The organism is Pseudomonas fluorescens (assembly GCF_041354075.1).
GTDB lineage: Bacteria > Pseudomonadota > Gammaproteobacteria > Pseudomonadales > Pseudomonadaceae > Aquipseudomonas > Aquipseudomonas fluorescens_CE.
Genome location: NZ_JARZGC010000013.1, coordinates 35,204 through 52,237, shown reverse-complemented (window position 1 = coordinate 52,237; position 17,034 = coordinate 35,204). Strand labels below are relative to the sequence as shown.

Annotated in this window: 14 protein-coding genes and 1 pseudogene; 11 read left to right on the top strand and 4 right to left on the bottom strand. The window is 62.9% G+C overall.

Annotation, left to right across the window (positions count from 1 at the left end; all coding sequences use genetic code 11):
* The first annotated feature begins 37 nt into the window (after positions 1 to 37).
* The 11 genes and pseudogenes from QIW53_RS17545 to QIW53_RS17495 all read left to right on the top strand — a co-directional run bounded on the left by QIW53_RS17545 (position 38) and on the right by QIW53_RS17495 (position 13,657).
* Entirely contained in the window at positions 38 to 3,811 is a 3,774-nt protein-coding gene (locus QIW53_RS17545; RefSeq protein ID WP_371050862.1) for a nitrate reductase subunit alpha, read from the top strand.
* 1 nt (position 3,812) lies between these two features.
* Positions 3,813 to 5,351: a nitrate reductase subunit beta gene (gene narH, locus QIW53_RS17540; RefSeq protein WP_371050861.1), complete on the top strand. Its 1,539-nt coding sequence runs from the start codon at positions 3,813 to 3,815 to the stop codon at positions 5,349 to 5,351.
* Positions 5,352 to 5,353: 2 nt separating this feature from the next.
* On the top strand, positions 5,354 to 6,109 hold the full coding sequence (gene narJ / locus QIW53_RS17535; protein ID WP_371050860.1) for a nitrate reductase molybdenum cofactor assembly chaperone: 756 nt from the start codon (positions 5,354 to 5,356) through the stop codon (positions 6,107 to 6,109).
* Positions 6,102 to 6,782, top strand: coding sequence for a respiratory nitrate reductase subunit gamma (gene narI, locus QIW53_RS17530; protein ID WP_371050859.1), 681 nt, complete (start codon positions 6,102 to 6,104; stop codon positions 6,780 to 6,782). The genes narJ and narI overlap by 8 nt, the downstream gene beginning before the upstream one ends.
* A 10-nt stretch (positions 6,783 to 6,792) precedes the next feature.
* Positions 6,793 to 7,749, top strand: coding sequence for a peptidylprolyl isomerase (locus tag QIW53_RS17525; RefSeq protein ID WP_371050858.1), 957 nt, complete (start codon positions 6,793 to 6,795; stop codon positions 7,747 to 7,749).
* 24 nt (positions 7,750 to 7,773) lie between these two features.
* The gene (gene moaA / locus QIW53_RS17520) at positions 7,774 to 8,766 is read left to right on the top strand and encodes a GTP 3',8-cyclase MoaA (RefSeq protein ID WP_371050857.1); all 993 of its coding nucleotides are present in this window, start codon (positions 7,774 to 7,776) and stop codon (positions 8,764 to 8,766) included.
* A gap of 276 nt (positions 8,767 to 9,042) precedes the next feature.
* Positions 9,043 to 11,058 carry a ribonucleoside triphosphate reductase gene (locus QIW53_RS17515; protein WP_371050856.1) on the top strand — a complete coding sequence of 672 codons (2,016 nt, stop codon included), beginning with the start codon at positions 9,043 to 9,045 and terminating at the stop codon, positions 11,056 to 11,058.
* A 32-nt stretch (positions 11,059 to 11,090) separates the two neighbouring features.
* Positions 11,091 to 11,258, top strand: a complete 168-nt coding sequence (gene nrdD / locus QIW53_RS17510) for an anaerobic ribonucleoside-triphosphate reductase (protein WP_192308219.1) — start codon at positions 11,091 to 11,093, stop codon at positions 11,256 to 11,258.
* The gene (locus tag QIW53_RS17505) at positions 11,255 to 11,950 is read left to right on the top strand and encodes an anaerobic ribonucleoside-triphosphate reductase activating protein (RefSeq protein ID WP_371050855.1); all 696 of its coding nucleotides are present in this window, start codon (positions 11,255 to 11,257) and stop codon (positions 11,948 to 11,950) included. The genes nrdD and QIW53_RS17505 overlap by 4 nt, the downstream gene beginning before the upstream one ends.
* 33 nt (positions 11,951 to 11,983) lie before the next feature.
* Positions 11,984 to 12,529 (top strand): annotated as a pseudogene (locus QIW53_RS17500) (MCP four helix bundle domain-containing protein); the annotation flags it as partial.
* Entirely contained in the window at positions 12,521 to 13,657 is a 1,137-nt protein-coding gene (locus QIW53_RS17495; RefSeq protein WP_371050957.1) for a methyl-accepting chemotaxis protein, read from the top strand. The pseudogene QIW53_RS17500 and the gene QIW53_RS17495, both read left to right, overlap by 9 nt.
* A gap of 205 nt (positions 13,658 to 13,862) precedes the next feature.
* Here the strand turns inward: QIW53_RS17495 and QIW53_RS17490 are convergent, their stop codons facing one another.
* From QIW53_RS17490 to QIW53_RS17475, 4 genes are read right to left on the bottom strand one after another with little or no spacing between them, the layout of a single operon-like run.
* Positions 13,863 to 15,242, bottom strand: a complete 1,380-nt coding sequence (locus QIW53_RS17490; RefSeq protein WP_371050854.1) for a 4Fe-4S binding protein — start codon at positions 15,240 to 15,242, stop codon at positions 13,863 to 13,865.
* A complete protein-coding gene (locus QIW53_RS17485) occupies positions 15,230 to 16,084 on the bottom strand; it encodes an FTR1 family iron permease (protein ID WP_371050853.1) in 855 nt (284 codons plus the stop codon). The genes QIW53_RS17490 and QIW53_RS17485 overlap by 13 nt, the downstream gene beginning before the upstream one ends.
* A 21-nt stretch (positions 16,085 to 16,105) precedes the next feature.
* Positions 16,106 to 16,435 (bottom strand): cupredoxin domain-containing protein, encoded by a 330-nt coding sequence (locus QIW53_RS17480; RefSeq protein WP_371050852.1) that lies wholly within the window; start codon positions 16,433 to 16,435, stop codon positions 16,106 to 16,108.
* Between the two features lies 1 nt (position 16,436).
* A complete protein-coding gene (locus QIW53_RS17475; protein ID WP_371050851.1) occupies positions 16,437 to 16,967 on the bottom strand; it encodes an iron transporter in 531 nt (176 codons plus the stop codon).
* Positions 16,968 to 17,034: the final 67 nt, after the last annotated feature.

Below are 17,034 nucleotides of genomic sequence, written 5' to 3'. Positions count from 1 at the left end.
GCGCAGAACCCCGCAGCAAGCCTGAGAGGACTACACCTTGAGTCATTTACTGGATCAACTGCGGTTTTTCAATCGCAAGCAAAACGAGTTTTCCGACGGTCATGGCGAGACGCGTAAAGAGTCCCGCGACTGGGAGAACGTCTACCGTTCCCGCTGGCAGTACGACAAGATCGTGCGTTCCACCCACGGGGTGAACTGCACCGGCTCGTGCTCGTGGAAAATCTACGTCAAGAATGGCCTGATCACCTGGGAAACCCAGCAGACCGACTATCCGCGCACCCGTAACGACCTGCCGAACCATGAACCCCGGGGCTGCCCGCGCGGCGCCAGTTACAGCTGGTACATCTATAGCGCCAACCGGCTCAAGTACCCGAAAATCCGCAAACCGCTGCTCAAGCTCTGGCGCGAGGCGCGCCTGACCCTGGCGCCGGTGGAAGCCTGGGCCAGCATTGTCGAGAACAAGGCCAAGGCCGACTCGTATAAAAGCAAGCGTGGCATGGGTGGCTTCATCCGCTCGAGCTGGGATGAAGTCAACGAGATCATCGCCGCGTCCAACGTCTACACCATCAAGACCTACGGTCCCGACCGCGTCGTCGGCTTCTCGCCGATCCCGGCCATGTCGATGGTCAGCTACGCCGCCGGCGCGCGCTACCTGTCGCTGATCGGTGGCGCCTGCCTGAGCTTCTACGACTGGTACTGCGACTTGCCTCCCGCTTCGCCGATGGTCTGGGGCGAGCAGACCGACGTGCCGGAATCGGCCGACTGGTACAACTCCAACTACATCATCGCCTGGGGTTCCAACGTTCCGCAGACCCGTACCCCGGACGCCCACTTCTTCACCGAGGTGCGCTACAAGGGCACCAAGACCGTGGCGATCACCCCCGACTATTCGGAAGTCGCCAAGCTCACCGACCTGTGGCTCAACCCAAAACAGGGTACCGACGCGGCGTTGGCCCAGGCGTTCAACCACGTCATCTTCAAAGAATTCCACCTGGACAAGCCGAGCGCGTATTTCACCGAGTACGCCAAGCGCTACACCGATTTGCCGGTGCTGGTGCTGCTCAAGCCGATGGCGGACGTGGCTGAAGGGGCCGGTTACCAGCCGGATCGCTTCCTGCGGGCCAGCGACCTGACCGACAACCTCGGCCAGGACAACAACCCGGAATGGAAAACCATCGCCCTGGATGCCAACGGTGAACTGGTGTCGCCACAAGGCTCCATCGGTTATCGCTGGGGCGAGAAGGGCAAGTGGAACATACTGCCGCGCGAGGGTGGCGAAGGCCGCGAAATCGACCTCAAGCTCAGCCTGATCGGTGACGACGTCGCCGAAGTCGCCTTCCCGTATTTTGCCGGCGAAGTGCAGGAGCACTTCCAGCACGTGGCCGGCGATGCGGTGCAGTACCGCCGTGTGCCGGTGCACAGCGTGGTGCTGGCCGACGGCAGCGTGGCCAAGGTGGCCACCGTCTTCGACCTCTCGGCCGCCAACCTGGCGATCGACCGTGGCCTGGGTGGCGCCAACGTCGCCCGCGACTACAACGACGCCTCGGTGCCCGGCACCCCGGCCTGGCAGGAGCAGATCACGGGCGTGAGCCGTGAGAAAGCCATCCAGATCGCCCGTGAGTTCGCCGACAACGCCGACAAGACCCGTGGTCGCTCGATGATCATCGTCGGCGCGGCGATGAACCACTGGTACCACATGGACATGAACTACCGCGGGCTGATCAACATGCTCATGCTCTGCGGCTGTGTCGGCCAGACCGGTGGCGGTTGGGCGCACTACGTCGGCCAGGAAAAACTGCGTCCGCAATGCGGCTGGCTGCCGCTGGCCTTCGGCCTGGACTGGAGCCGTCCGCCACGCCAGATGAACGGCACCAGTTTCTTCTACGCGCACAGCTCGCAATGGCGCCACGAGAAGATGAGCATGCACGATGTGCTCTCGCCCCTGGCCGACAAGTCGCAGTTCCCCGAGCACGCGCTGGACTACAACATCCGCGCCGAACGCGCGGGCTGGTTGCCGAGCGCGCCGCAACTGAACACCAACCCGCTGCACATCTGCCGTGATGCCGCCGCTGCCGGCATGGACCCCAAGGACTACGTGGTCAAGTCGTGGCAGGACGGTTCGCTGCGTTTTGCCTGCGAACAGCCGGACAGCCCGGTCAACTTCCCGCGCAACATGTTCATCTGGCGTTCCAACCTGCTGGGCTCCTCGGGCAAGGGCCACGAGTACATGCTCAAGTACCTGCTGGGCACCAAGAACGGCGTGATGAACGAAGACATCGGCCAGGTCGGTGACTGCAAGCCTGAAGAAGCCGAATGGGTCGACGAGGGTGCCATCGGCAAGCTCGATCTGGTGACCACCCTGGACTTCCGCATGTCCTCGACTTGCGTCTATTCCGACATCGTGTTGCCGACGGCGACCTGGTACGAAAAGGACGACATGAACACTTCGGACATGCACCCGTTCATTCACCCGTTGTCGGCGGCGATCGACCCGGCGTGGGAATCGCGGTCCGACTGGGAAATCTACAAAGGCATCGCCAAGGCGTTTTCCGCCATGTCCGAAGGGCACCTGGGCGTCGAGCAGGACCTGGTGACCGTGCCGTTGCTGCACGACAGCGTGGGCGAACTGGCCCAACCGTTTGGCGGCACCGACTGGAAAACCGCCGGCGTGGCCCCACAGCCGGGCAAGAACGCGCCGAACCTGCAAGTGGTGGAGCGTGACTACACCAACATCTACAAGCAGTTCACCTCACTGGGCCCCTTGCTGGAGAAACACGGCAACGGCGGCAAGGGCATCAACTGGAACACCGAGGAGGAAGTGGAATTCCTCGGCGAACTCAATCATCACGAAACCGCAGCGGGCATCAGCCAGGGTCGGCCAAAAATCGACACCGCCATCGATGCCGCCGAAGTGATCCTGTCCCTGGCCCCGGAAACCAACGGCCATGTGGCCGTCAAGGCCTGGGCGGCGCTGTCGGAATTCACCGGCATCGACCACAGCCACCTGGCGCTGTCCAAAGCCCACGAGGCGATTCGTTTCCGCGACATCCAGGCGCAGCCGCGCAAGATCATCTCCAGCCCGACCTGGTCGGGGCTCGAGGACGAACACGTGAGCTACAACGCCGGCTACACCAACGTCCATGAAGACATCCCGTGGCGCACCATCACCGGTCGCCAGCAGTTCTACCAGGATCACCCGTGGATGCAGGCGTTCGGCGAGCAGTTCATGAACTACCGGCCGCCGGTCAACACCCGGACCATCGCCGGGGTGAAAGGCAAGCGCGGCAATGGCGAGACCGAGATCGTCCTGAACTGGATCACCCCGCACCAGAAATGGGGCATCCACAGTACCTACACCGACAACCTGCTGATGCTCACCCTGAGCCGTGGCGGCCCGATTGTCTGGCTCTCGGAGAACGACGCCAAGCGCGCGAACATCGAGGACAACGACTGGGTCGAGTGTTTCAACGCCAACGGTGCTTTGACCGCCCGTGCGGTGGTCAGCCAGCGGGTCAAGGACGGCATGGTGATCATGTACCACGCCCAGGAACGGATCGTGAACGTGCCCGGTGCGCAGACCACCAAGACCCGTGGCGGCCACCACAACTCGGTGACCCGCGTGGTGCTCAAGCCGACCCACATGATCGGCGGCTATGCCCAGCAGGCCTACGGGTTCAACTACTACGGCACCGTCGGCTGCAACCGCGACGAGTTCGTCGTGGTCCGCAAAATGTCCAAAATTGACTGGCTCGATGGCACCGACGGCGATGCCTTGCCGCGTCCACTGCCGACCGACATCGAGGAGAACTGAGATGAAGATTCGCTCACAAATCGGCATGGTCCTGAACCTGGACAAATGCATCGGCTGCCATACCTGCTCGATCACCTGCAAAAACGTCTGGACCAGCCGCGAAGGCATGGAATACGCCTGGTTCAACAACGTCGAGACCAAGCCCGGCATCGGCTACCCGAAAGAATGGGAAAACCAGGACAAGTGGAAGGGCGGCTGGATCCGTAACGCCAACGGGTCGATCAACCCGCGCATCGGGGGCAAATTCCGCGTGCTGGCGAACATTTTCGCCAACCCGGACCTGCCCAGCCTGGACGACTACTACGAGCCGTTCGACTTTGATTACCAGCACCTGCACACCGCGCCGCTGGGGGAACACCAGCCGGTGGCGCGCCCACGCTCGCTGGTCAGCGGCAAGCGCATGGAAAAAATCGAGTGGGGCCCGAACTGGGAAGAAATCCTCGGCACCGAATTCGCCAAGCGTCGCAAGGACAAGAACTTCGACAAGATCCAGGCGGACATCTACGGCGAGTACGAAAACACCTTCATGATGTACCTGCCGCGCCTGTGCGAGCACTGCCTCAACCCGGCGTGCGCGGCCTCGTGCCCGAGCGGCGCGATCTACAAGCGTGAGGAAGACGGCATCGTCCTGATCGACCAGGAGAAGTGCCGTGGCTGGCGGATGTGCATCAGCGGCTGCCCGTACAAGAAGATCTACTTCAACTGGAAAAGCGGCAAATCCGAGAAGTGCATCTTCTGCTACCCGCGGATCGAAGCCGGTATGCCGACCGTCTGCGCCGAGACCTGCGTCGGGCGTATCCGCTACCTCGGCGTGTTGCTGTACGACGCCGACCGCATCAGCGAAGTGGCGAGCACCGCCAACGAGCAGGACCTGTACGAGAAACAACTGGAGATCTTCCTCGATCCGAACGACCCGGCCGTGATTCGCCAGGCCCTGGCCGATGGCGTTCCGCAGTCGGTGATCGACTCGGCCCAGCGTTCGCCGGTCTACAAGATGGCCGTGGACTGGAAACTCGCACTGCCGCTGCACCCGGAATACCGCACCTTGCCGATGGTCTGGTACGTACCGCCACTGTCGCCGATCCAGAACGCGGCCGAGGCCGGCACCGTCGGCATGAACGGCGTGATCCCGGATGTCGACAGCCTGCGGATTCCGTTGCGGTACCTGGCCAACCTGCTGACCGCCGGCGACGAAAAACCGGTCAAGCGCGCCCTCAAGCGTTTGCTCGCGATGCGTGCCTACAAACGTTCCGAGCAGGTCGACGGGGTCAAGGACCTGCAAGTGCTGGCCGATGTCGGCTTGAACGTGGGCCAGGTCGAGGAGATGTATCGCTACCTGGCCATCGCCAACTACGAGGATCGTTTCGTGGTGCCGAGCGCGCACCGTGAAGACGCCATGAGCGACGCGTTTGCCGAACGTTCCGGTTGCGGCTTCAGCTTTGGCAGCGGTTGCAGTGGCAGCTCCGACACCAACATGTTCGGGGCGAAGAAGGCCAACCGCCGCGACATCCTCAAAACCGTCCAGTTGTGGGAGGACTGAGCATGCAAATCCTCAAAGTGATTTCGTTGTTGCTCGACTATCCGACCGAGACCCTGGTCAACGGCCGCGACGAGCTGGAGCAGGCGATCCACCAGTCCCGGGAAATCAGCCCGAAACAACGTGGCGCGCTGTTCGAGTTGCTGGAGTTGATCTGCGCCAACGACCTGATGGATGGCCAGGAGCACTACGGTGCGCTGTTCGGCCGGGGCCGCTCGCTGTCGCTGCTGCTGTTCGAGCACGTGCACGGCGAGTCCCGCGATCGCGGTCAGGCCATGGTCGACATGATGGCGCAGTACGAAGAGGCCGGTTTCGCCATCGGCGTCAAGGAGCTGCCGGACTACATCCCGCTGTACCTGGAGTTTCTCTCCACCCGCGAAGACGACGAGGCCCGCGAGGGCCTGGCCGATGTCGCGCACTTGCTGGCCCTGCTCGCAGCACGCCTGGAGGAGCGCGAAAGCGCCTACGCCAGTTGCTTCCGGGCACTGCTGCAGATTGCCGGGTCCGAACCCCATCAGGCCGTGGCCGATCTGCGCGAGCAGGTCGCCGCCGAGGTGCGTGACGACTCCCTCGAAGCCCTCGACAAGATCTGGGAAGAGGAGGCCGTGGATTTCCTCAAGGCCGAGCAGCAGGAGCGCTGCGGCGCACTGCCAAGCGCACCGGGCAAGGCCCGGGAAGAAAGCGCAGTGCCGTTGCACTGGGTGGATTTTCAGCATGAAGGGCTGGCCACAGCGCCAGCCGAGGAGGCACGCAATGTCTAAATGGAATCTGTTGGTGTTCGGGATCTATCCCTACGTCGCGTTGGCGATTTGCCTGATCGGCAGCTGGGCGCGGTTCGACCTTTCGCAGTACACCTGGAAGGCCGGTTCCAGCCAGATGCTCAACGGGCGCGGCATGCGCGTGGCGAGCAACTTCTTCCACGTCGGCGTGCTGTTCGTGCTGGCCGGGCACTTTGTCGGCCTGCTGACTCCGGCGTCGATCTATCACCACGTGATCAGCACCGAGCACAAGCAATTGCTGGCCATGGTGTCCGGCGGCTTCTTCGGTCTGCTGTGCCTGATCGGCCTGCTGATGCTGATCAAGCGTCGCCTGACCGACCCGCGGGTCCGCGCCACGTCCAGCACGTCGGACATCCTGATCCTGTTCGTGCTGCTGGCGCAGTTGCTGCTCGGGCTGCTGACCATCGTCGCGTCGACCGCGCACATGGATGGCTCGGTGATGGTGATGCTAGCCGACTGGGCGCAGAACACCGTGATGCTGCGGCCAATGGAAGCGGCGGCGTCCATCGCCCCGGTGGGCTTGACCTACAAGCTCCATGTATTCCTGGGCCTGACTCTGTTCGTGTTGTTCCCGTTCACCCGTCTGGTGCACATCGTCAGCGCGCCGGTCTGGTACCTGGGGCGTCGTTATCAAATCGTTCGGCAGAAATTCTGAGGAGGTCTTCATGTCAGGTTGTGGATGTGGCGGCGGTGGTGGGGGCGGCGGTGGCTGCGGTTCTTCCAGGGTGACCGAGGAAGTGCTCGAGGTCGCACCGGTGGCAGCGGCGCAGTTCGAAGCGCTCGCGGCAGAACCGGCGGCGGTCGAAAAGGCTCCGGCTCAGTTGATCGCCAGCAGTGAGCAGGAATGGCCGATCATCAGCGTCAACGAGGTGCTGATCACCCCGGAAGCGATGGCCCAGGAGCTGCAATATCACCCGGCAGACAGTCGCGAAGAGGCGGTGTACCTGGCCGCCAGGGCGTTGGTCATCCGCGAATTGTTGCAGCAGCGCATCGCCGAGCTCGGGCTGTCGCTCGAGATCGGTGCCGGCGAGAACGAAGAGGAGGCGGCCACGCGGCTGTTGCTCGAGCGCGAGGTACAGGTGCCAGAGCTGGATGAGGTGACCAGTCGGCGCTACTACGACAGCAATCGGGCGCGTTTTCACAGCGCACCGTTGCTGGCGGTGCGGCACATCCTGCTCGAATGCGCGCCGGACGATGCCGAAGCGCGGGGCGTTGCCCATGATCAGGCTGAAGTGCTGTTGCAGCGGCTGCAGGATTTCCCCGGCAGCTTCGCCGAGCTGGCCTTGAAGTATTCGGCCTGTCCGTCGAAGGAGCAGGGCGGGTCGCTGGGCCAGATCAGCAAGGGCCAGACCGTGCCCGAGCTGGAACGTCAGTTGTTCACCCTGGCCCCGGGCTTGGCGGGCAAGCCGCTGGAAAGCCGTTATGGCTGGCACGTGATCAGCGTCGATCAGCGCATCGAAGGCCAGCCGTTGCCTTATGAGGCGGTGGCGACGGCGATTCGCACCCAGTTGCAGCAGGGGGTCTGGCAAAAAGCCCTGGTGCAGTACCTGCAAACCCTGATCGGCGCGGCGGACGTTCGCGGCATTCGATTGCAGGGTGCCGACTCACCTTTGGTGCAGTAAGCATCGGGCAAACCGGGAGACGTGATGAACGCTGTGATGCAGGATGGTTTTGGGCGGCAGATCGACTATCTGCGGATGTCGGTGACGGACCGGTGTGATTTTCGCTGTGTGTATTGCATGGCGAAAACCATGACCTTCCTGCCGCGTCAGCAGGTGCTCACGCTGGAGGAATTGCAGCGCCTGGCCACGTTGTTCGTCGGCATGGGCGTGCGCAAGATCCGCCTCACCGGCGGCGAGCCGTTGATCCGTCCGGGCATCGTCGACCTGTGCCGCAACATCGCCGCATTGCCCGGTTTGCGCGAACTGGTGATGACCAGCAACGGCTCGCAACTGGGCCGGCTGGCGCGGCCACTGGTGGAGGCGGGTGTGAAACGCATGAACATCAGCCTCGACAGCCTGGACCCGCACAAATTTCGCGCGATCACCCGGATCGGCGACCTCGATCAGGTGCTCAACGGCATCGAAGCGGCGCGTGATGCGGGGTTCGAACGGATCAAGCTCAATTGTGTGGTGATGAAGGGGCGCAACTTCGACGAGGTGCCGGCGCTGGTGCAGTACGCCATCGACCAGCGCATCGACATCAGTTTCATCGAGGAGATGCCCCTGGGCGATGTCGGCCGCTCGCGCGGTGAATCGTTCTGTTCCAGCGAAGAGGTGAGGGCAGAGATTGCCCGCCACCATCGGCTGCTCGACAGCACGGAAAACAGTGGCGGGCCGGCGCGCTATGTACGCCTGGAGCGTCATCCCGAGACACGCATCGGTTTCATCTCGCCCAACAGCCACAACTTCTGCGGCACCTGCAATCGGGTGCGCATGACCGTGGAAGGCAAGCTGCTGCTCTGCCTCGGTCAGGACGATGCTCTGGACCTGCGCGGGCTGCTGCGCCGCTATCCGCTGGAGGACCAGCCGGTGATCAACGCCGTGCAAAAGGCCCTGCGCGGCAAACCCCTGCGCCATGACTTCACCCCGCAAGGTGAGGTGCAGGTCGTGCGGTTCATGAACATGAGTGGAGGGTGAAACGACTCGCAGATATTGAGTCAGACGCAGGCGCTTGAAACGAACACGAAACCGTGTGGGGAGCCTGCTCGCGAACAGGCCATCAGCACCCTCACCGATGTCGCCTGGAGGCGACCTCGCATCCTTTTCCCTCCCTTCCTCGCCGCTTTCGAGCGGCTTTTTTTCACCGGCGAATCTTGATGTCGATCAATTGCACATCAGCGTTTTGTCCGTACCCTTCACTGCATCTTGTGTTTTTTAATGACTAAAAATCAATATGTAGTGTTTGGAGGCCGAATGCAGAGCACGCTGATCTCAGTGGGATGTAACCGCTTGCACAAGCGCAATGGCGACCTGGTCGCCTTCGATGCCAACAAGATCCGTCAGGCATTGATTGCTGCGGGCAAAGCGACCGGGGAATACACCGACGTCGAAGTCGAAGGCTTGCTCGAGGCGGTTCTCGCCCGCCTGGAGGGCATGTCGAGGCTGCACGTCGAGCAGGTTCAGGACCGGGTCGAGCGGGTCCTGATGGACGCCGGTTACTTCTTCGCGATGCGCGCCTATATCGTCTACCGCGAACAGCACGGGCGTCTGCGCCGTGACCGTCGAACCATGGTCGAGGTCGCGACCTCGATGAACGAGTACCTGGACCGTGAAGACTGGCGCGTGCAGGCCAACGCCAACCAGGGCTATTCCCTGGGCGGGCTGGTGTTGAACGTGTCGGGCAAGGTCACCGCCAACTACTGGCTGGACGAGGTCTACAGCGAGGCCATCGGCCAGGCGCACCGCGAGGCGGACCTGCACGTACACGACCTCGACATGCTCGCTGGCTACTGCGCCGGCTGGTCGCTGCGCACGCTCTTGCATGAAGGCCTCAACGGTGTGCCGGGACGGGTTGAAGCCGGCCCGCCGCAGCACTTGAGCAGCGCCCTGGGGCAGATGGTCAACTTCCTCGGCACCCTGCAAAACGAATGGGCCGGTGCTCAGGCGTTCAGCTCGTTCGACACCTACCTGGCGCCCTATGTGCGCAAGGATCAACTGAGCTTCGACGAGGTGCGCCAGGCGATCCAGGAGTTCATCTACAACCTCAACGTGCCGTCGCGCTGGGGCACCCAGACACCCTTCACCAACCTGACCTTCGACTGGGTCTGCCCGCAGGACCTCAAGGAGCAGATCCCGGTGATCGGTGGTGAGGAAATGCCGTTTGCCTACGGCGACCTGCAAGTGGAAATGGACCTGCTCAACCGCGCCTACATCGAAGTGATGCAGGCCGGCGACGCCAAGGGCCGGGTGTTCACATTCCCGATCCCGACCTACAACATCACCCATGACTTCCCCTGGGACAGCGAAAACGCCGACCGCCTGTTCGAGATGACCGCGCGTTATGGCCTGCCGTATTTCCAGAATTTCCTCAATTCGGACATGCAGCCCAACCAGGTGCGCTCGATGTGCTGCCGCTTGCAGCTGGATGTGCGCGAGTTGCTCAAGCGCGGCGGCGGCCTGTTCGGTTCGGCCGAACAGACCGGTTCGCTGGGGGTGGTGACCCTCAACTGCGCGCGCCTGGGGCATGTGTTCAAGGGCAACACCAGCGGTCTGTTGCAGCGTCTGGACACGCTGATGGAGCTGGCGATGGAAAGCCTGGAGGTCAAGCGCAAGGTGATCCAGCGGCACATGGACGCCGGTTTGTACCCCTACACCAAGCGTTACCTGGGCACCTTGCGCAATCACTTCTCGACCATTGGCGTGAATGGCCTGCACGAAATGCTGCGCAATTTCACCGATGACCAGGAAGGCATGCACACCGAGAAGGGCCGTCAGTTCGCGCTGAACGTACTCGACCATGTCCGCGCCACCTTGCTGCGCTACCAGGAGGAAACCGGTCACCTCTACAACCTCGAAGCGACGCCAGCGGAGGGCACCACCTACCGCTTCGCCAAGGAAGATCTCAAGCGCTATCCCGAGATCCTCCAGGCCGGCAGCCCCCAGGCGCCGTATTACACCAACTCCTCGCAACTGCCGGTGGGCTACACCGAAGACCCGTTCGAGGCCCTGGAGCTGCAGGACGAACTGCAATGCAAATACACCGGCGGCACGGTCCTGCACCTGTACATGGCCGAGCGGATTTCCTCCACCCAGGCTTGCAAGCAGTTGGTGCGCAAGGCGCTGGGGCGCTTTCGCCTGCCGTACCTGACCGTGACGCCGACGTTCTCGATCTGCCCGGTCCACGGCTACCTCGATGGCGAGCACGAGTTCTGCCCGAAATGCGACGAAGCCCTGCTGCTCAAGGAGCAGAAGGCCGCCAATCTTCATTGATTCCGATCCACTCAACCGCAAGGAGCTTCACCATGACTGCATCGCAAACCCTGCCACAGGCTCAACGTCAACGTTGCGAAGTCTGGACCCGCGTGATGGGCTACCACCGTCCGGTGTCGGCGTTCAATCCCGGCAAACAGTCCGAGCACCGCGAGCGGGTGCATTTCACTGAAGGCGCGTCGTTGGCCGGGCGTCAATGAGTCGAGTGATCCGGGTCGGGGGCATGGTGCCCCTGACCACCATCGACTATCCGGGGCAGCTCGCCTGCGTGCTGTTTTGTCAGGGCTGCGCCTGGCGTTGTCGTTACTGCCATAACCCGCAACTGATCCCGCCCCGGGGCACCGAGGAAGTGGATTGGCGGCGGGTGATCGCGTTTCTGCAACGTCGCCAGGACCTGCTCGATGCGGTGGTGTTCAGCGGTGGCGAACCGACCTTGCAGGACAGCTTGCGCGGCGCCATGGATGAAGTGCGGGAGATGGGTTTTCGCATCGGCCTGCACAGCGCCGGGATCAAGCCGACAGCATTTGCCAGGGCGCTGGAGGGCGCCGATTGGGTGGGTTTCGACGTCAAGGCATTACCCGAGGATTGTCAGGCCATCACCGGGGTCGAGGGCAGCGGCACCGCCAACTGGCGCAGCCTGGAGCACCTGCTGGCCAGCGGCGTCGACTACGAATGCCGCACCACCGTGCACTGGCATCTGTTCGAGCCGCAACGTCTGTTGCTCATGGCGCAGCGCTTGAGCGCGCTGGGCGTCAAACGCTTCGCCGTGCAACTGGTGCGTACCGAACGGATGTTCGATCCGCTGTTGTCGAGCGTCTCGGCACAAGCTTTGCTACCCGATCTCTGGGACGCGATGCGCGAGCTGTTTCCAGTCTTCGTATTGCGGGGGTGATCAGGGACAGCGCAGAACAATGCAGCACCCACCATGAAGTTCAAATGCGCTGCCCATCGGGCAGGTATCAAACGGGGAGCATTTGATATGGCTAAATTAACGACCGCACAACGCATCGTCATCGGCTTCGCCATTGCGCCGCTGGCACTGATCGGCATGGCTTTCGAGGGCTTGCGCGACATGGCAATCCTCAAGGACCAGGCGGCCATCATCGTCGAGCAGGACTGGCCGAAGATCGAGCCGCTGATGGTCATTGCCACCGGCGTGCGCGACAACGCCAAACATACCCGCGACCTGTTGATCAACGAAGACCACCAGCCCTCGTTCCAGGCAATCGACGCCACCAAGCAACGCATCACCCAGGCCTTCGAAACCCTGGCGCCGTTGTTCGACTTGCCCGAAGGCAAGGCCGCGTACCTGACCCTCAAAAAACACCGTGAAGCCTACGTTGCAGCGTTCACCCAAGTGCAGGTCTTGATCCGCCAGGGGGCGCTCGATGAAGCCAGGGCGCAGTTGAAGGACAAGGTCGTACCGGCCGAAGCCGAGGTGTATCGCAGCCTGGACGCCGTGATGGCGCTGCAAGGAAAAATCTTCGCCGACCGTGAGCGGGCGGCGCAGCAACTGTACAGCGACGCCCAGCGCACCATGTTCGGCTTGTTTGTTCTGTGCATGGGGCTGGTCATCACGGCGGCGGTCGTTGTCACCCGCAGTGTCACCCGACCCTTGGGAGGCGAACCGGATGCTGCGGCGCGGGTCTTGAGCCAGATCGCCGAGGGCGACCTGACGATCGACGTGCCCAGGACATCGAGTGCCGACGGCAGCGTGATGATGAACATGCACCAGATGCAGCAAAGCCTCAACGCCATGGTCCGGCACATCGCCGGCTCGGTGGACCGGGTCGCCAGTTCGTCCGAAGAGCTGAGTGCGGTCAGCAGCCAGACGTCCAGCAACCTGCAATTGCAGGGGCAGGAGATCGAGCAGGCCGCTGCCGCCGTCAACCAGATGACCGCCGCAGTGGATGAAGTGGCGCGCAATGCGGTGAGCACCTCCGAAGCCTCCCGGCAGTCTGAAATCACCGCGCACCGAGGACGTGAACAGGTGCAGGAAACGGTGGCCTCGATTGGCGAGCTGGCCCATGGCGTGAGCGACACCTCGCAGCGCATCGAACAACTGGCCGGCCGGGTCCAGGGCATCAGCAAGGTGCTCGATGTGATCCGCAGCATCGCCGAGCAGACCAACCTGCTGGCCCTCAATGCCGCCATCGAAGCCGCGCGCGCCGGGGATGCCGGGCGCGGTTTTGCGGTGGTTGCCGATGAAGTGCGGGCGCTGGCGCATCGCACTCAGGAGTCGACGCGGGAAATCGAGCAGATGATCGACAACGTGCGCGAGGATACCGGGCAGGCAGTGACGGCGATGCAGGGCAGCAGCGAGCGTGTTCGGGTCGCCCTGGAAGTGGCGCAACGCTCGGGCGAGGCGCTGGATGAAATCACCCGGTCCATCTCGCAGATCAATGAGCGCAACCTGATGATCGCCAGTGCCACCGAACAACAGGCGCTGGTCGCCCGTGAGGTGGACCGCAACCTGGTGAGCATCCGCAGCTTCTCCGAACAGGTCCTGCTCGGCGCCCAGCACACCGACAGCGCCGGCCAGGAACTGGCGCAGATGGCCGGTGACCTGCACCAGACGGTGGCGCGGTTCAAGACATGAATTGGTGGGGTGGGCAAATCCAGCAGGGCGGCGAAAGGTCTACCGCTATCGCGGGCAAGCCCGCTCCCAAAGTGTTTTGTGCGGTTCACAGCATCCGGGATCACCCAAAAACCTGTGGGAACGGGCTTGCTCGCGAAGGCGGCGGTACATTCAGCACCGGAGTCAGCTGTTCTGCCGCCTCGCGAGCAACCCGACGCCCACAGAGTCAAGCCCATCCCCAGAACTGCAACCACCAGCCGCAACCGATCAAAGCACTGGCCAGCAACAGGCAGGCTTCCGCCGCAGCCAGCCTTGACAACGAAAGGCTTTCCCGGTGCAGCCGTTTCCATCCCAGCAGCAGGCTCCAACCCAGTGCCGCCACCAGCAAACATGCCCGCGCCGGTTGCACCCAGTCCAGCAACAACCCCTCATAGCGCAGCAGTTTCACCGTGGTTGCCGACAGTCCAAGAAACAGCCCGGCACCACCAAGGGGCGTCAAGGTCAGCGCCAGGGGCCAATACAGTGCAGGATCGCCGGCCAGGCTTGCAGCCAGGCGCATGAGGATCATCAACGCCATACCCAGAATCAGCGAACTCAAACCCAGGTAGGCGATGATGCTGAAACCATCGAGCCAGCTGAAGCTGTCATTGAGCTGCGGATAATGGGTGAGCAGCCACCAAGGCGCATTGTCCTCCAGGGCCCCCAGGTGATCGTGTTCCACCAGCCATTGCGCAAGGGTTTGCTTGAGAGCGATGAACCAGGGGCTGACGGTCCACTGAAACGCCCCCATTGCCAGGCCGATCACGCCAAACAGCAGCAGGCGCACATCCCAGGCCGAAACGCTTTGCGCCGTCGACTGCAGAATTTCCTGATTGCTTGAGCGGGCGATCAACTGCACCGCGCCACGTTGTCCGCTGCAGCGTCCGCAGGCATGGCAGTCACTGGCGCCGCGCAGGCGGCGGATATCCAGCAGCGGTGCGCAGTTGGGCGGAGGCAGACGCGGCGCGGTGTTTGCCACCCAGCGTTGTTCATCGACATGAAAGTGCACCGGCGCCAGGCGGGCGAGCAGGGCGAAGACGCCGCTGACCGGGCACAGGTAGCGGCACCAGATGCGCTTGCCACGGGCGAACAGCAAGCCGACGGCAACGGCCGCCACAGTGGAACCGCCGAGGATCAACAGCGCCGCCTGTGCGTAGTCATAGACGCTGATCAGCTGCCCATAAAGGGTGGTCAGGCAAAACGCCAGGGTGGGCCAGCCGCCCCAGCGCACCCAGCGCGGCACCCCCATGCCTTTGCCGTACTGGCTGGCCCATTCGCTGAGCGAACCTTCCGGGCACAGCACGCCGCACCAGAGTCGGCCGAACAGCGCGATGGACAGCAACACGAACGGCCACCAGATGCCCCAGAACAGAAACTGCGCGAACAGGGTCAGGTTGTCGAGCATCCGCGCCTGACTGTCCGGCAACGGTAACAGCGCCGGTATCACCAGCAATGATGCGTAGAACAGCACGACGAACCACTGCACCACGCGGATGACCCGCGCGTGGCGACGCATCCCGTCTCCCGCGCGCTGCAGCCATCGATTGCGCCAGGTCAGTTCAGGCATGGGAGTTTTTCCGTGCTGCGGTGGCGCAGCCAGCCACCGACGATCAGCCAGTAACCGACCCACGCCAGCACGGTCAGGGTACTGGGTGTTGCCCGGTAACCGGCAAAACTGGCGAGGAAACCGCCGAGACCGTGGCTGTCACCGAGCAAGGCGTTGCTGTCCCACAGGGCGTCGCCGGCGAGGTTGTAAACCACTTCGGGCATGTCCATGCCGAGCAGTTGGCCACCGATGCGCTCGACGGCACTGACCAGCAGCGCCGCGCCAAGCATCAGCAAAATGGTCTCGCTGATGGCGAAGAAGCGTTGCCAGGAAATGAACCGACGACTGCCGTGCAGCAGAGTGATGGTCAGCGCCGATAGCACCAGCCCGAACGCACCGCCGATGGCGAACAGGCCGAGCTGGGGACCGCGCAGTTGCGCACCGGCGCCATACAGGAACACCACGGTTTCACTGCCTTCTCGGCTGACCGCCAGCAGCGCCAACAGCAACAGGCCCCAGCCACCTTGACGGGAAATTTTGCTGCTGGCATCGCGCAGCAAATCCTGTTTGAGCGTGCGCCCGTGGCGGCGCATCCAGTGGACCATTTGCACGATCAGCAGGCTGGCGATCAGCGCAAGGGCGGCCTGGAACCACTCGCTGCCGGCCCCGCTCATGGCGTTGCCCGCCCACAGGATCGCCCCGGCCAGCAGCCCCGAGAACATCAGTCCAAGCACCACACCGGCCCAGAGAAACCGGGTCAGCCGCTGGTCCTGTTGCTGCTGGCTGATCCAGGCCTGGAGGATACCGATCACCAGCAGTGCCTCGACGCTTTCCCGCCAGACGATGAACATTGATTGATTCATGAACGCTCCGTACATGTCGGGTTATTTCGCGAGGAGGCTGCCTTCGGGCAATTGCAGGTTGAACTCGTCGAAGAACGGGTATTGACCGGGCCGCAGCGGGTGGATGACCACGAAGGTGGTCACGCCGGGCGACAGCACCTTTTCCACCCGCAACGGCGTGCTTTCGAACTCGGCGGGGCCCTGGCCGATGTTCTTCAGGATGATCTTGAAGCGCTGTCCCGCCGGCACTTCGAGCACGGCGGGGGTGAAGTGACCATCGTTGAGGCTCAGTTCATAGGTCGGCAGTTCGGCCAGGGCGGCCTGCGGCGCCAAGGCTGCGGCCAGCAGCCAGGCGAGCGGCAGACGCTTCATGTCAGTAGCCGCCCTTTTTACCGATGCCGGCGTAGACGAACTCGTAGTTCAGCTCGCAACGTTCGAACCATGGGGCGACGCCGGTTTCCTTGTCGGTGTGACGGCCCAGTGAGGCATGCCCGCCGGGCGGTAGGAGGGTGAAGGTCAGCTGGTATTTGCCAGGGCCGAGCAGCTTGACGTTATCGCCATAGTGCGGGCCGTCATTGGCAACCATGGCGTGGAAGTCGCCCTTGAGTTCCGACTCGCTGCCGACTTTCTTCAGTTTGAAGGACACGTTGAGGTAAGGCACGAAGCTGCCTTCCTGAAAGCCGTTGCGATTGTCCGCAGTGGCACGGATATCGGCTTCCAGGTGCACGTCGGAATCGGCGGTGGCGCGCATCATGCCTGCCGGCTCCATTTCAATCGGCTGCAAATACACCGCCCCGACTTCCAGCCCCGCACACATCTGTGGCGAACCGATCGGGTATTCCTTCGCGTGGGCCAGCGGTGCGAGCAGGAGCAGGGCGAGTGACAGCGAAAACGGGGTACGCATGGTGACTTCCTGAGGACTGACGAACAAGAACCCGAGTCTAGGAAGCTTTGCTGCGAACAATAATGAT

Bases quoted from the DNA above. Each gene is read 5' to 3' on its own strand.
- narH (WP_371050861.1), top strand. From the start codon at position 3,813: ATGAAGATTCGCTCACAAATCGGCATGGTCCTGAACCTGGACAAATGC.
- narJ (WP_371050860.1), top strand. From the start codon at position 5,354: ATGCAAATCCTCAAAGTGATTTCGTTGTTGCTCGACTATCCGACCGAG.
- narI (WP_371050859.1), top strand. From the start codon at position 6,102: ATGTCTAAATGGAATCTGTTGGTGTTCGGGATCTATCCCTACGTCGCG.
- QIW53_RS17525 (WP_371050858.1), top strand. From the start codon at position 6,793: ATGTCAGGTTGTGGATGTGGCGGCGGTGGTGGGGGCGGCGGTGGCTGC.
- moaA (WP_371050857.1), top strand. From the start codon at position 7,774: ATGAACGCTGTGATGCAGGATGGTTTTGGGCGGCAGATCGACTATCTG.
- QIW53_RS17515 (WP_371050856.1), top strand. From the start codon at position 9,043: ATGCAGAGCACGCTGATCTCAGTGGGATGTAACCGCTTGCACAAGCGC.
- nrdD (WP_192308219.1), top strand. From the start codon at position 11,091: ATGACTGCATCGCAAACCCTGCCACAGGCTCAACGTCAACGTTGCGAA.
- QIW53_RS17505 (WP_371050855.1), top strand. From the start codon at position 11,255: ATGAGTCGAGTGATCCGGGTCGGGGGCATGGTGCCCCTGACCACCATC.
- QIW53_RS17495 (WP_371050957.1), top strand. From the start codon at position 12,521: ATGGCGCTGCAAGGAAAAATCTTCGCCGACCGTGAGCGGGCGGCGCAG.
- QIW53_RS17490 (WP_371050854.1), bottom strand. From the start codon at position 15,242: ATGCCTGAACTGACCTGGCGCAATCGATGGCTGCAGCGCGCGGGAGAC.
- QIW53_RS17485 (WP_371050853.1), bottom strand. From the start codon at position 16,084: ATGAATCAATCAATGTTCATCGTCTGGCGGGAAAGCGTCGAGGCACTG.
- QIW53_RS17480 (WP_371050852.1), bottom strand. From the start codon at position 16,435: ATGAAGCGTCTGCCGCTCGCCTGGCTGCTGGCCGCAGCCTTGGCGCCG.
- QIW53_RS17475 (WP_371050851.1), bottom strand. From the start codon at position 16,967: ATGCGTACCCCGTTTTCGCTGTCACTCGCCCTGCTCCTGCTCGCACCG.